Below are 13793 nucleotides of genomic sequence, written 5' to 3' on the forward strand. Positions count from 1 at the left end.
TACTATGTCTAATCAAAGTGCGCTATCAGCTGCCGCGAACGCCCCACTCGGGCGTTTGCACTACGGGCTCCTTTTTTGGTGTTCGTTTATCATGCTGTTCGATGGGTACGATCTGGTCATCTACGGATCTGTTGTACCCCGTCTCATGGAAGAGTGGGCAATTTCACCAATTCACGCAGGTTGGATGGGCAGCGCCGCGCTGTTCGGGATGATGTTCGGCGCTGTGCTTATCGGCCCCCTGGCCGACCGGTTAGGTCGACGAAAAATCATCTTGGGCTCGATGAGCCTAGCAAGCTGCTGTGCTCTGGCTACAGCTGTTGCCTGGGACGCACCAAGCTTCGCAGTCCTGCGATTTGTCACTGGCGTGGGGCTGGGAGCCGCGATTCCCAATATCGTGGCTTTGATGAACGATTTGGCCCCTGCGGCTCGTCGCAGCAGTCTCACCACCATCATGTTGAGCTTCTATTCCGTAGGAGCTATGGCATCCGCGATGATAGCGATCTGGATCATCCCTAGATTTGGATGGGAAGCAACGTTTCTGGTAGGTGGTCTGCCCCTGCTCGCGATGCCTTGGATGTACCGCCAACTGCCTGAGTCCTTGGCATTCTTGCTGAGCAAAGATAAGGCCAAGGCTGCAGAGCTGCTGCAACGCCTTAATCCGCACGTAGACATCGCCAACGTTCACGTTGAGTCCGTAGAGAAATCCTCGACAAGCACCCCTCTGTCTCGTCTTTTCAGCGAAGGCCGAGCGGTTGGTACGGTATTCCTCTGGCTCGGCTTCGGGATGTGCATGCTGATGGTTTATGGCTTGAACACCTGGTTGCCCAAGATCATGGTCGCTGCAGGTTATCCCCTTGGATCGAGCCTGATGTTCCTGGTGATTCTGAACCTCGGTGCGACTATCGGCGCCCTAGGTGGAGGTTGGCTCGCTGACAAGTGGGGGTGCAAAGCTACCCTGATCCTTTTCTTCGCCTTGGCGGTGGTTTCCCTCAGCATCCTAGGCATCAAGCCCGGCCCGTTTGTGTTGAACGTCATGCTGTTGATTGCGGGAGCCACCACCATCGGTACTTTGGCTGTCATCCATGCTTTTGCAGCCCAGCAGTACCCAAGCACGATCCGTGGCACGGGCGTCAGCTGGTGCTCAGCAATCGGTCGGTTCGGTGGTGTGGCAGGCCCGGCCTTGGGCGGCTTGATGCTCAGTCTGAACCTGCCAACTCAGCTCAATTTCCTACTGTGTGCAGCACCAGGAGTGATCGCGATTTTCGCTATCGTCCTCATCAAGAATGCAGCGAAAGAGCGTTCAGACATCCGTACCAGCGCCATCGACGCGCATTCCTGAATTCGAGACTAGGAGTACATCATGAGCGAGCAAAAAACCGATCGTTACGCCGATTTGAATCTTTTGCCAATTGCAGGCAAATGGCGCGAGGGTCGCGCCGGCAAGGCCCTTCAAGACACCAACCCTTATAGCGGTGAAACCTTGCTCCAGATCGAGCAGGCAAACCGTGAAGATCTCAATGAAGCCTATGCTGCGGCCCAAGAGGCACAAGTAGCCTGGAAAGAAATGGGCCCTGCTCAACGGTCTGGGATTATGTTGCGTGCGGTTCAGATCTTCGATGAACGCAAGGAAGAAATCATCGAGTGGATCATCAAAGAATCAGGCTCGACCCGCATCAAAGCTCAAATTGAATGGGGGGCTGCGCGTAGCATCACCCTGGAATCGGCTTCGTTCCCTGGACGTGTCCATGGCCGCATTCTGCCCTCCAATGTTCCAGGCAAAGAGAACCGCGTTTACCGCGAACCACTGGGCGTTGTCGGCGTAATCAGCCCGTGGAATTTCCCATTCCACCTGACACAGCGCTCTGTAGCACCTGCACTGGCTTTGGGTAACGCAGTCGTCATCAAGCCTGCGAGCGATACACCCGTGACTGGTGGTCTTCTCAGCGCTCGTATTTTTGAAGAAGCAGGCGTACCGGCTGGAGTAATCAGTGTTCTGGTCGGCCCTGGCGCAGAGATCGGCGACGCCTTCGTTGAGCACCCGGTTCCCAAATTCATTTCCTTCACAGGGTCGACCCCGGTTGGAGCGAACATTGGCCGTATTGCCAGTGGCGGGAAGCACCTGAAACATGTGGCACTTGAGCTGGGCGGTAACAGCCCGTTCGTGGTCTTGGCTGATGCCGATCTCGATCAAGCGGTAGCGGCTGCGGTCATGGGCAAATTCCTGCACCAAGGGCAGATTTGCATGGCCATCAACCGGATCATTGTGGAAAGCCCTCTGTACGATGCGTTCGTCGACAAATATGTAGCGCGGGTCAAAGCCTTGAAGGTGGGTGATCCAAGCCTGCCTGACACCGTGATCGGCCCAGTGATCAACCAAAAGCAGCTTCAGGGCCTGGTTGAGAAGATCCATCGCGCCCATGAAGAAGGGGCCAAGCTGGTAGTAGGCGGAGAGCCTAATGGTCAGGTACTACCGCCGCATGTGTTTGTTGACGTCACAGCGAACATGGAGATTGCCAGGGACGAAATCTTTGGGCCGCTCGTAGGCATTCAGAAGGCTGACAGCGAAGCACATGCTCTCGAGCTGGCAAACGACAGTGAATTCGGACTGTCGAGCGCCGTGTTCACTGGCGACCTGGAACGTGGTGCACGTTTCGCTCGCAAGATCAAAGCCGGGATGACTCATGTGAACGATATCCCGGTGAATGATGAAGCTCATGCTCCATTCGGGGGGGAGAAAAACTCGGGGCTTGGCCGATTCAATGGTGAGTGGGCGATTGAAGAGTTCACAACTGATCATTGGATCAGTGTTCAAAGCGTTCCTCGCAAGTATCCGTTCTGATCGAAAAAGCTCGATAATTTAAAGCTGTTCCAGCTGGCTCCCATGATGGGAGCCAGCTGTGATTCACCATCCAAAAATAATAAAGGTGAGAAGTAATGCATAACTTCCCTCAAGGGTTGTATGGGGCGCTCGTCCTGGGTATTTCTATTTCAATACCTTTTTCAGTCGCGCACGCTGACTTTCTAGATGATACTTCCGTCAGTTTAGGAATGCGCAATGCCTATATTGACCGCGACTTTCATCAGTCCGATGCACCAAAATCCCGTGTTGGCAGCTGGAGCCAAGGCTTCGATCTGCGTATAAACTCAGGTTACACGGAAGGGCCCGTTCAGTTCGGCCTGGATGTCGATTCCCAATGGGCCTACAGGCTTGACGGAGGCGGCGGCAGAGGCCCGGATAGCGTCTTGCCCTATCACGCTTCAAGCCAGTCACAAGCTCGAGTTTACGGGCGTACAGGTGTAACAGGTAAAGCCCGGTTCTCAAAAACTGAGCTCAAGGTCGGCGAGCTTCGCCCGATGTTACCAGTAGCCTACATTGATGACTCGCGCCAATTAGTGACCACCTACCAAGGCGCTCTCATTGAATCTAAAGAGATTGACGGTCTTAGTGTTACCGCAGGCAGGATCACTGAGATCGCATCACGCGAGTCATCTAACAGAGAAAAGATTTACTTAATGACCGGGAGTGGTCGGGTAGCCCGCAGTGACGGCCTAAATTTTGCGGGCGGAACTTACGAGCTAAGTAAATCGCTTTCCGCAACATACTTTTACGGCCAGCTGGAAGACATCTATAAGCAAAATTATCTCGGATTAGCTCATGTTCTTCCATTCGGGGATGGATATAGCCTGAAGACTGATCTTCGCTATTACCATAACACCGAAGATGGCGCGGCGCTTTACGGGGAAATCGACAACCAGGCATATGGCGTCATGACTGCCCTGAAAAAAGGAGGTCATACATTCACAATTGCCTACCAGCGCATGCTTGGTGACGATGGGTTCCCCGTTTTCAATGGCTATGCTCCGCAACCCTACTTGGTTAACTGGTCGACGTTAGGCTTCTTCAAGCCAAACGAAAGCTCATGGCAAGCCCGTTACGACTATGACTTCGCCGCTTCCGGTATTCCCGGGCTGCGTTTCATGACTCGATACATGAGAGGTACGGGTATTGATCGTGGCGACAACCTTGATAAGAACGTGGAGAGCGAACTCAACCTGGTTCTAAACTATGTGATCCAGAGTGGCCCACTCGCCGGCCTTGGCTTTGAATGGCGGCACATTGATGTCAAGACTCGATATGGTTCTGCCACCTTGGCAGGAGCAGATTACGACGAGAACCGCCTGATCACCACCTATACCTACAAGTTTTGAAATCCTCCCAAGGCGCTCCATTCCGGGGCGTCTTGCACATGAGTGAGCATAGGCGCTCTGCAATTTGTTAATCTACAGGCCGCCGAACACTCCATGTCACCAAGACGGCATCTTCGGTACAAAACTTGCTTGACTCACTCTTATTTGTAGGTGGGGCTTTCGAAATGGGTACATTCATCACCACTGCAGCCGTCCCCGGATCGGATGTGCCTAGCTTCTGGAACGAGATCAGTAAAAAATACTTCGTGGAGCTCAAATGTAGCCTTGGTTCCAGGTTGGCTCACAGCGCTAGCACTTCTTTTCAGGCCTCGCTCTCCCACAATGCACTCGGAAATCTCGATCTCATCGACCTCCGTGCTACCCCGCACGCGGTACAGAGAGCAAACAATCACACTCAGTCCGAGGAATTTTTCATACTCAGCCTTCTAACTGAGGGTGTTTGTGATCTTTCTCAAAATGACAGAATGTGCCGAGTCTACCCCGGGCAGTTGGTGCTGTATGACACAAGAAGCGAATACAAGGTCGAGCTTCTCGAAACTTTCAGAATGTGCTCCATTAGGATTCCAGTGGACACAATGCGGCTATATTCTCCTGCGGCAAGCAATGCCGTGGCCCTGCCTATCGATACCATGACCGGCATCGGCAGAATTATTTCAAATTTGATGCTTAATATATTTGAAGAGAAAGAGAGCAGTCCAGATATTAAAATGGACGATCTGGCAAAACCTTTGTTGGAAATGTTAAGCATAGGCCTTGATGGCGTCTGCGGAGTCAATGAGAAGCCAAATTCACGTTTATCTAATTATCACGCTGGAAGGGTAAGGCAATTCATTGAGGATAATCTTTATGATCCTGGTTTGACTGTAGATGCTGTAGCTACTGCCCTGAAAATGTCTTTGAGCTCGGTGCATAGAGCATTCGTGCATCAGCCATTGTCCGTAGGTGAGTTTATTGTTAGGCGGCGAATTGAAGCATGCCAGCAAGATTTGATTAGCCCAGTCACAGCCAACCGCTTGATTAGCGACATCGCCTATGATTGGGGTTTTTCAAGTAACGCGCACTTTAGTCGAGCGTTCAAAAAATATACTGGCCTGAGCCCTCGTGAGTACCGGTCGCTGCACTCACAAGGAACCCAAGAGGCGGGTAAGAAAACTCCCCTCAAGCCTGTGTTGCCAAGGGAGCACCTTTAGCCTTTAACGCGAGTGGAGCTGTCTCCACAAAAGCGATTGAGACGACAGCGATAGCTGCGAACGCCACCCCCACCATTATCATTGGATATTGCAATCCAAACTGGTCAGCCAACCCACCTGCAACAATGGGCATGACAACGCCACCGAGCATTTCTCCGACACAGGTTGGAATACCTACTGCACTGCCTACAATGCGGCTTGGTACCGTTTCTGCGGGAATGATTGCCAGGAAAATAGGTGCAGTACCAAACCCAAAAATCCCCGCAACGAACAGCAGCCCGAACATGGCCGCCGGTGGTAATGGGTACAAAGCAAATATCAGCATCAAAACGCTGTACACAGCGGCGCAGGCGACCATGATTGGCTTCCTGCCCAAACGGTCTGAGATGGCGGGCATCGCGATCATGCCGATGAAACCACCAAAGCCCCAGCCGGAGATGATGATTCCGACTGTATCAAGCTCAAGCCCAACGACTTTTGTTAGGTAGAGCGCGACGAAAGTGGAGAATACGAATAGTCCAGTCTGGAAGAAACATCCGGCAACCGTTGCTACCCATATATTTCGGTAACGCAGGGCTGCAAACGCTCCAGCATTCTCGTGTGGTGAATTTTGTTCAAGTGGCGCATTCGGCTCCTTCATAACCTTGGCAATACAAAACGCTAAGATCAAACCAGGAATGCCAACCACAACAAACACCATCTCCCATGGCATGTAGTTATTAAGTTGAGTGGCGATGATGGGGCCCAGACCGATTCCAAGCAGGGGGAAAAATGCCTGATGGATCCCTAAGTTCATCCCCTTTTTTTCGGGCCGTGATGCCATGGCGATTGCAGCTACGCTGGTGCTGAATACGCCACCTTCTCCTACGCCCAGTAAGCCTCGAACCACGAGCATACTGGTGAAGCTTTTTGCCAATGCAGTCATCCAAGTCATCAGGGAGAAAAAGACGCTAGAATAAATAAGGACTCTTTTTCGTCCATATTTATCGGACAAACTCCCCAGCACCCAAGTTGATATCGCCCAAGTTAACGCCAACACAGATGCTACAGCTCCTGCCTGCATGTTGTTCAAACCAAGCTCCGGAATAATAACCGGGAACAGGTATAGAACCACAAATCGGTCAAGCCCTACTATACCGAAAAGCAAGGCAAGCAAAAGTACAATCTTAAACTCATACGTCATCGATTTCATGATGTGCTTGTGACCTTTGAATTCAAATTTTAATGTTATTTAAAAACCAAAGCCGTAAGCTACACCGGACACCAGGCGCACGCGGCGAAATTTTTCATAGGAGCTCCACAAGTATTGTTATTAGGCAGTGAGCTGAATTGCAGAGAGGTCAACATCTTCGTGTTGAATCTCACCACTCTCAATTTATTTCGGGCACTTCCTCCGACTGGATAATGTTGGTTTCGTTTATTTGACCTTCATTGATGACCACAACGGGTCGGCGTGGAGACTTGTTTAACAAAAGTTGAGTAACATCAGGTCTCGAGTAATGACCGGCGGGATCAGCAGCGAGCTTAGCGAGACTGAGCACTCCCAGATCCAAATCTGCAAGTAGTAGCCCTTCAGAATGCTCATCGATTGGAGAAGCTAAAGGCGAACCATCTGGGCCAAAAATTCGGGCGTGCCCACCACCCTCAGGCAAAAGCTTTCGAGCGTCATCGTTCATGCACAGGATTTCAATCATCTCCGGGCTGACAACGGAGCTGGGTGCGATGACGAAGCACTGACCTTCAACTGCATACGTCTGGGTGACAGCCGTGTTCACCTCAGGCCCAAGCGAGTAGGCAACGTCCCTATACAGTGAGAAGCTGGGCCAGGCTGCGATATGTATCTGCTCGTGCTGCGCATACATTGCATATTTGGTAAGTGGCTGGACATGCTCCCAGCAACACAGTGATCCGATCTTTCCGAGACTGGTGTCAACGACTGTCAGGTCGCTGCCATCCCCTTCACCAAACAAACAGCGCTCCACTAGCGTGGGCTTGAGCTTTCTGCGTGTGCTTAACGTGACGCCTTTATTGCTGATCAAGGCCTGAGCCATATACAGGCTGCCCCCTGATCTTTCGCTGAATCCAATAGAAAGGTGAATATTGTGACGCTTGGCCGCCTCCTCAAGTCGCCTGTATTCGACGCTGTCGACCATCATCGAATTATCGTGGTAACGCTGGACGAACTGCATCGACCAGGCGGGCGTGCCCAGCCACAGAAAGAAGGGGTAGCCTGGGAAGAAATTTTCCGGGAAAGCGATGAGCTCAACGCCTTCTTGGGCCGCTTGCCCGATAAGGCCAATAGCTTTGTCGATAGTCGCGTCAAGGTTGAGAAAAACGGGAGCTGCCTGGACGGCTGCTACCCTAAAAGAGGGGTGTGAGACTGGCATGGCGGTGTCCTCTTGGCCTGGGTCGGCCTCAGTCTAATCGCCAGTTGAATCCGCCTTTTGATCATCCATGTCAGGGAAATTGCTCCAATATCCCAGTCTACAATCGACCAGTTCCTATCCGAAGAAATATAAGCTTTGTCTATTTTCACATCGAAAATCATTTATTTGTCTGATGCGGCGTTGCGTGATTTCATGAGGTGCGACGAATCTAAATACTGTGGAGATATCATGAGAATTGCAGTCATTGGCGCCGGGGCTATGGGTGGACTTTTTGGAGCGCGCTTGGCGCTTGGCGGGCAAGAGGTATCCCTGATTGATGCATCCGAGCCAACCATCCAGGCAATCAAGCGCCAGGGCCTGATCCTCAAATCACATGGTGGCTCCAATACCGTGATGTTGCCTGTCGGGCGCGCGGATGACTTCCAAAACCCATTCGATCTACTCATCATTTTCACCAAAGGCTTTCACACCTCAGCGGCGATTGAGTCGGTAAAGCACCTGGTCGGCCCTAATACCTGGGCAATGTCTGTTCAAAATGGCCTGGGAAACGCTGAGCGAATCGCTGCAGTCGTACCAAATGAGCGCATCATTGTCGGTATGACCAATTTCCCCGCAGACTTGATTGAGCCGGGTGTAGTCAGTAGCCACGGTGAGGGGCATATCAACATCTGGACTGCCAGTGGCGAGGATGATGCCAACGTCCATCACATTGCCGAAGCCTTTACTGCAGCTGGATTGGAGTGCATTGCCAACCCAGACGTGCAAGTGGCAATTTGGGAGAAGGTCGCTTTCAATGCGGCACTGAATTCTCTCTGCGCAGTGAGTGGCCTGACTGTAGGCGGTGTCGGAAAATCGGAGCAAGGCAGAAGCTTGGCTAGCCAGATCATCAAGGAAACGGTTGCAGTCGCGAATGCCAGTGGAATTGCTGCTCAGCAAAGTAACGTAGCAACCGCCATCCAACACGCGTTTGATAATCATGTAAGCCACAAGCCATCCATGCTTCAAGACGTAGAAGCACGTCGCCGGACGGAGATCGACTTCATAAACGGTGCCGTCGCTGATCGTGGCCGGAATGCGGGTGTTGATACCCCTGTGCTGAGAACGCTTGGTGACTTGGTCAAGCTGATCGAAAGCGGCTATTGATTGAAAGACGCTTGGCTCCGAGGCCAAGTGCAACGTTACTGAATCAGGGTGTTGCATCATGCTGAAAAAGTAAGATGCAATGCCCTGGTGGCTACCCAACCAAACTGATCTGTCACATACCGATTTTGTCCGGCTAACACTGCGAACACGATCTCGACACCTGCTGCTCCCACCTTTCCTTTCTCACAGCATAAATATTACATACTGCAAGTGAATTCGTAGGCTGCCACGCAATACGCCACCGGCATCTCTCGATACCAATGGCGTTGCTGGAGATTTCTCAGACTCAGTCAATAGATTCGTAAGGCAATCCAACGTAGTTCTCAGCCACGCTCTTCCGACCTGTTTCAGACGACACGAAGTAATCCAGCTCAGTTTCGTGAATTCGCTGGCTGAACGAATCCGTACCTGCGAAGTTGTGAAGCATGGAGGTCATCCACCAGGAAAAGCGTTCTGCCTTCCATACACGACGCAGGCATATCTCTGAGTATTTGCTCAGCAGATCGGTACGACCATCCTTGTAGACCTTGACCATGATGCGATACAACGTATTCACATCACTCGCTGCCAGATTCAGGCCTTTGGCTCCGGTCGGAGGAACAATGTGTGCGGCATCACCCAGAAGGAACATGCGCCCGTATTGCATTGGCTCTACGACAAAGCTTCGCAGCGGGGCAATGCTCTTTTCAATCGATGGGCCAGTGACCAGGCGGTTGGCCACATCCTCCGGCAGACGACTTTTCAGCTCACCCCAGAATCGCTCGTCTGACCAGTCCTCGACCTTTTCCTGAGCATCTACCTGGACGTAATAGCGGGTACGGGTTGGGGAGCGCATGCTGCACAGCGCAAACCCACGCTCATGCCGGGCGTAGATCAGTTCTTCATCCACTGGCGGGGTATCGGCAAGAACACCCAACCAGCCGAAGGGATACACTCGCTCAAAGACCTTGATTTTATCTGCCGGGATCGACTGGCGAGATACACCGTGGAAACCGTCACAGCCAGCCACGTAGTCGCAGTCAACCCTGACCGTCTCACCGTTCTTCACGAAGGTGACATAGGGCTTGTCACTCTGCAGGCCATGTGGCTGCACGTCATCAGCATCGTAAATGCTAAGTCCGCCAGCACCCTTGCGAGTCTGCAGGAGGTCGCGTGTGACCTCAGTCTGACCGTACACCATCACGGTTTTGCCACCGGTCAGAGCTTTCAGGTCGATATGTTCGCTCCGACCGTCGAACGCCACTTTGAACCCGTCGTGAATGAGGCCTTCTTCATCCATTCGAGCACCTACGCCTGCCTCCCGAAGCAGGTCAACAGTGCCCTGTTCAAGAACGCCTGCGCGAATGCGGGAGAGGATGTAATCGGGGTCTTTGCGTTCGATGATGATGTTGTCGATGCCAGCGTTCAACAGCAGTTGACCCAGCAGCAGTCCGGAGGGGCCGGAACCAATAATAGCGACTCGAGTTTTCATTTTTTTTGCCTCTCTTCACCCTCAGATTCCTGGGCATCTGGGGCTGGGTTGTTTTTGTCCCCTGTATAATTGGTGACTTTTTCCCTCGGAAGAAGGCACTATTCGACTAATTACTTGGACTTTTGAACGATAGTAGGTAATCGCTTGGCTAAGCCGTCCATCTCAGTTCCCGCCTTCAAACTGTACGGAGAATCAGCTGCCTGGCCCGCAGCAGATCTCATGCACTGCGAATCTATCGCGGAGCGTAGCAGCCTCCATGACTGGGAAATTAAGCCGCACCGCCATGTCGATTTGTTCCAGATCCTGTACGTCAGAAAAGGTATCGCGGAGCTGCAGGTCGAGGACAACAACGTCCATTCTCAGGTGCCGATTGTCCAAGTCGTACCAGCGTTGAGCATCCACACTTTCAGCTTCTCCAGCGACGTTGAGGGATACATCCTGACCTTTGCCTCGCCCATCCTGCAGAGCCTGCCACCTTCATTAGAATCAGAGTTTTCCCGGCCACTATGTCTTCCCGCCCAAAACGAGGTCGATCACCTCGATTGGCTCTTTGGGGAAATCAATGCGGAGCATCAGCAAGGTAGGTCAGGTCGTGAGCTCGCCCTGCATTCGTTGATCAATCTCTTGATCGTTTGGATCACACGTCATGCTGCGATAAGGGAGCGCAATAACCAGGGCGGCCATGAGCGTGGCCTGGAGCATCTCCAAGCATTTACCACTTTGCTGGATGAAAATTATCGGCAGCACTGGCCCATCTCCCATTACGCAAAACTGCTCGGCATCAGCACCAACCATCTGAATGCAATCTGCAGGCGTAGGGCCGGTCAGTCAGCGCTCCAGATGATCAATGATCGATTGCTGCTCGAATCCAAGCGGTGCCTGGTCTACACGGAAATGACGATCACTCAGGTGTCCGATAGTCTGGGATTCTCTGACCCTGCCTATTTCTCACGATTCTTCAAAAAGGCCGTGGGCGCATCACCGCGTGATTTTAGGGACGCGAAACACTGAGAAGTTGCCCTCAAATCGCTCGGGCAATCTCATATTTCCGTGGCGGCGTCATGACTCCGTCGCATCCTTTCAAGCACACAATGCAGCTGTCGTACAGTCGCCGAGGCTTGTCAACAAACTGATCGTCTGCAGATCCCTTGTCGGAGTTGCGTATGGTGATTCCTAACTTCTGGATTTTCAGCCGCAATCGCTCAGCGCCGACAGGGTAGATAGGCTGCAGTGGTATGGGAGCCACTGCAGCGCATTCAAGTTATGCCTTTTCAGCATCCAGCTCTTTCTGATCCATGTAGCGGTTACCGATACGTGGATGAGCTCGCCCGCCATCTGCAGCACCCAATACCACGAGGTTGCTGTAAGGCTCATAGCTCCCATCAACAACCTGGTGCCAAGAATTTACTATATAAGTTCCCAGGTAACCCCCTCTCCACGCATCACTAATAAAGCGTCTTTTTTTTGCTCATTGCTCCAATCAGGCCTGCAATGCCATGCAACTATAGGGTGACCATCGCAAAGCTACTGGCCCACGGGTAATCCGCCTAATAGACCAATTCAGATGCTGAATAGCTTTGGTGACTTCTATATAAATGATCTATGTCATGCAGGTGCACAGTGGTATGCATCACATTGATCGGCATGGCTATCTGAAAGGCTGATCTGATTTCTGGATCTCGAGGATGAGGAGAGTTTTTAAATTGCACAGAAGTCACTTTTCGTTGAGTTAACGATGCGTTGATAGGGTTTCAAAAAGGCGTGACTTTAGCACAGAAACTCAGGAAAAAAAGGTGTCAATATTGGTTTCTTGGAAAGTGAGCCCGATTTCGCGTTATAAATAAACCATCAGTATAGTTTGGCATAAACCGCTAGTATATTTTTCGACGGTGTATGGATGTGCTGTGATCTGCTCGTTCTGAAGCTCTCATGAAATTTTTTTCATACCCCCCCTTGAAATGTTTTTTCAAAAACGGAGCTCTATTATTTTGTTAGCAAAAAAAAGCAGAGGTCTCTTATTTTGCAGATTTTTTGATGCCATTTTGAGATCATAAATTCTGCTGTTTTAGGTGGATGATGATAGCTCAGGTCTGCATGCCACCCTTGCCTCGCCCCATTGCTCGCCACTTCACCTCACGCGCATGCGCGTGAGCGTGGCTTGCTTTTGAGCGCCGCAGGCGCATCGCTTTTTTTCAGCGCCGTAGGCGCTGGCTTGATTTTGACCTCAAATAAAAAAAGTGCCATTTTTTTAAAGAAAGTACGCGGAAAATATACTGTTAAATTGTTGGCTTTATAGTGCTTGGCGCATACCCGTAGAGGTCGCAAGCATTTGGGGGGTAGCTAATGCTGGTAAAGGCAGCTTCGCTGTATTTGCCTCATACAGATGGTGTGCGGTGGAAAGTTTTTATCGTAGAGTCGGCGCGGGGTGATCCATGCGGGGATGATCAATCCTCGAGTACCCAGCCCCCGCAGCTCTCATTCACCGTTCAATGGGTTTTCAATTACTTCTATAAAGGTATGCGTCTGGCATACCCATCTGTGTTTGCTAGGGCTTCAGGCCAGTCAGTGAGTATGCTGCTGACACACCCTTTGAAAATGTGTCTCTCGTGCCTTGACGGTTGGCTGTGCAAACATTTAGCTTTAATTGACGCCTAGGGAGGGGTGCTTTAGTGTAAGTGAATATTTGAGAGGGTTTTAATGATCGCGGCTGATAAATTGGCTAAAGAGTTTCTCGACGTGCATGAGACTGCAGACGTCCTTGGTGTGTCAAAAGAAACCTTGAGGTTTTGGCGGTATACTAATAAGCACGCGAAAGAAATTCCTGCGTTAAAGCATGTTTCTCGTCGTATTTATTACCGCACTCAAGATGTTGTGGCATTTTCCAAAATTATGTATTGCCCATCTGGTTGCTGACCGCTACCGAGCCGCGAGCATGATGCTCATACAGGCCACGGCACGATGCTCTGGCTAGCAAGAAGCCCAGATCGATCTGGGTTTTTTTGTGCTTGGAGGGCGGGTTTGGTAGCCGATTTAATGATGGAAAAAATTTTAGAAAATATAAGATTGTTCGAGGAGGAGGCACTTTGGGCTTACGAGCGCTGAGGAAAGCTTACGAGAGCTGAGCTTAATTTTAAGTGCCGGCTACCAAATGGCTACCAAGCTCTCAAAAAGACCAAAAATAATGAAGGATATAGAGGACGAGGGCAAACGCTAGAAGCTTGGTTGTACGTGGTCTACAGCCCTTTATGTAGGTGCAATGGCATGACATAAAAGGTGTTGACAGTCAGCAGATTTTAAGTCTGCTGTGTATACCAATTCCACCACACTCGCACGCTTGAAGGGGTCGTGAACGACCGGCTCGCTTCTAAGCAGAAGGGCTTTGCAATCAAGCGC

10 protein-coding genes and 1 pseudogene are annotated in these 13793 nt (G+C 51.3%); 7 read left to right on the forward strand and 4 right to left on the reverse strand.

The features are described 5' to 3' along the window. The first annotated feature begins 4 nt into the window (after positions 1–4). From AACG97_RS10670 to AACG97_RS10685, 4 genes are all read left to right on the forward strand, one after another. Positions 5–1339 (forward strand): MFS transporter, encoded by a 1335-nt coding sequence (locus AACG97_RS10670; protein WP_033690009.1) that lies wholly within the window; start codon positions 5–7, stop codon positions 1337–1339. A gap of 21 nt (positions 1340–1360) precedes the next feature. Continuing rightward, positions 1361–2839, forward strand: a complete 1479-nt coding sequence (locus tag AACG97_RS10675; RefSeq protein ID WP_197885059.1) for an aldehyde dehydrogenase family protein — start codon at positions 1361–1363, stop codon at positions 2837–2839. 95 nt (positions 2840–2934) lie between these two features. Next, positions 2935–4209 carry an OprD family porin gene (locus tag AACG97_RS10680; protein WP_009681594.1) on the forward strand — a complete coding sequence of 425 codons (1275 nt, stop codon included), beginning with the start codon at positions 2935–2937 and terminating at the stop codon, positions 4207–4209. A 164-nt stretch (positions 4210–4373) separates the two neighbouring features. Beyond that, on the forward strand, positions 4374–5399 hold the full coding sequence (locus tag AACG97_RS10685) for a helix-turn-helix domain-containing protein (RefSeq protein WP_009681593.1): 1026 nt from the start codon (positions 4374–4376) through the stop codon (positions 5397–5399). Here the strand turns inward: AACG97_RS10685 and AACG97_RS10690 are convergent. Both AACG97_RS10690 and AACG97_RS10695 read right to left on the reverse strand, forming a co-directional pair. Then, a complete protein-coding gene (locus AACG97_RS10690; protein WP_009681592.1) occupies positions 5368–6591 on the reverse strand; it encodes an MFS transporter in 1224 nt (407 codons plus the stop codon). The genes AACG97_RS10685 and AACG97_RS10690 overlap by 32 nt on opposite strands. Positions 6592–6769: 178 nt before the next feature. Next, a complete protein-coding gene (locus tag AACG97_RS10695) occupies positions 6770–7786 on the reverse strand; it encodes a carbon-nitrogen hydrolase family protein (protein WP_009681591.1) in 1017 nt (338 codons plus the stop codon). A gap of 228 nt (positions 7787–8014) precedes the next feature. Between AACG97_RS10695 and AACG97_RS10700 the strand changes: the two genes are divergently transcribed. Then, complete coding sequence (locus tag AACG97_RS10700) at positions 8015–8929, forward strand: ketopantoate reductase family protein (protein WP_009681590.1); 915 nt, start codon at positions 8015–8017, stop codon at positions 8927–8929. A 286-nt stretch (positions 8930–9215) separates the two neighbouring features. Here the strand turns inward: AACG97_RS10700 and pobA are convergent, their stop codons facing one another. Further along, positions 9216–10400, reverse strand: a complete 1185-nt coding sequence (gene pobA, locus AACG97_RS10705; protein ID WP_054881497.1) for a 4-hydroxybenzoate 3-monooxygenase — start codon at positions 10398–10400, stop codon at positions 9216–9218. 144 nt (positions 10401–10544) lie between these two features. Here pobA and AACG97_RS10710 point away from each other — a divergent pair, with 144 nt between their 5' ends. Next, positions 10545–11411, forward strand: coding sequence for a helix-turn-helix domain-containing protein (locus AACG97_RS10710; RefSeq protein ID WP_033690481.1), 867 nt, complete (start codon positions 10545–10547; stop codon positions 11409–11411). 250 nt (positions 11412–11661) lie between these two features. On the opposite strand, the pseudogene AACG97_RS10715 reads toward AACG97_RS10710, so the two are convergent. Beyond that, a pseudogene (locus AACG97_RS10715) lies at positions 11662–11757 on the reverse strand (amino acid synthesis family protein); the annotation flags it as partial. Positions 11758–13097: 1340 nt separating this feature from the next. Here AACG97_RS10715 and AACG97_RS10720 point away from each other — a divergent pair. Continuing rightward, a complete protein-coding gene (locus AACG97_RS10720; RefSeq protein WP_080671134.1) occupies positions 13098–13313 on the forward strand; it encodes a helix-turn-helix domain-containing protein in 216 nt (71 codons plus the stop codon). Positions 13314–13793: the final 480 nt, after the last annotated feature.

Origin of the sequence: Pseudomonas sp. Nvir (assembly GCF_963778085.1) — a bacterium.
Taxonomy (GTDB): domain Bacteria; phylum Pseudomonadota; class Gammaproteobacteria; order Pseudomonadales; family Pseudomonadaceae; genus Aquipseudomonas; species Aquipseudomonas juntendi.

What these genes read in the sequence shown, in the direction of transcription:
- AACG97_RS10670 (WP_033690009.1), top strand. Translation starts at nt 5, where the DNA reads ATGTCTAATCAAAGTGCGCTATCAGCTGCCGCGAACGCCCCACTCGGG.
- AACG97_RS10675 (WP_197885059.1), top strand. Translation starts at nt 1,361, where the DNA reads ATGAGCGAGCAAAAAACCGATCGTTACGCCGATTTGAATCTTTTGCCA.
- AACG97_RS10680 (WP_009681594.1), top strand. Translation starts at nt 2,935, where the DNA reads ATGCATAACTTCCCTCAAGGGTTGTATGGGGCGCTCGTCCTGGGTATT.
- AACG97_RS10685 (WP_009681593.1), top strand. Translation starts at nt 4,374, where the DNA reads ATGGGTACATTCATCACCACTGCAGCCGTCCCCGGATCGGATGTGCCT.
- AACG97_RS10690 (WP_009681592.1), bottom strand. Translation starts at nt 6,591, where the DNA reads ATGAAATCGATGACGTATGAGTTTAAGATTGTACTTTTGCTTGCCTTG.
- AACG97_RS10695 (WP_009681591.1), bottom strand. Translation starts at nt 7,786, where the DNA reads ATGCCAGTCTCACACCCCTCTTTTAGGGTAGCAGCCGTCCAGGCAGCT.
- AACG97_RS10700 (WP_009681590.1), top strand. Translation starts at nt 8,015, where the DNA reads ATGAGAATTGCAGTCATTGGCGCCGGGGCTATGGGTGGACTTTTTGGA.
- pobA (WP_054881497.1), bottom strand. Translation starts at nt 10,400, where the DNA reads ATGAAAACTCGAGTCGCTATTATTGGTTCCGGCCCCTCCGGACTGCTG.
- AACG97_RS10720 (WP_080671134.1), top strand. Translation starts at nt 13,098, where the DNA reads ATGATCGCGGCTGATAAATTGGCTAAAGAGTTTCTCGACGTGCATGAG.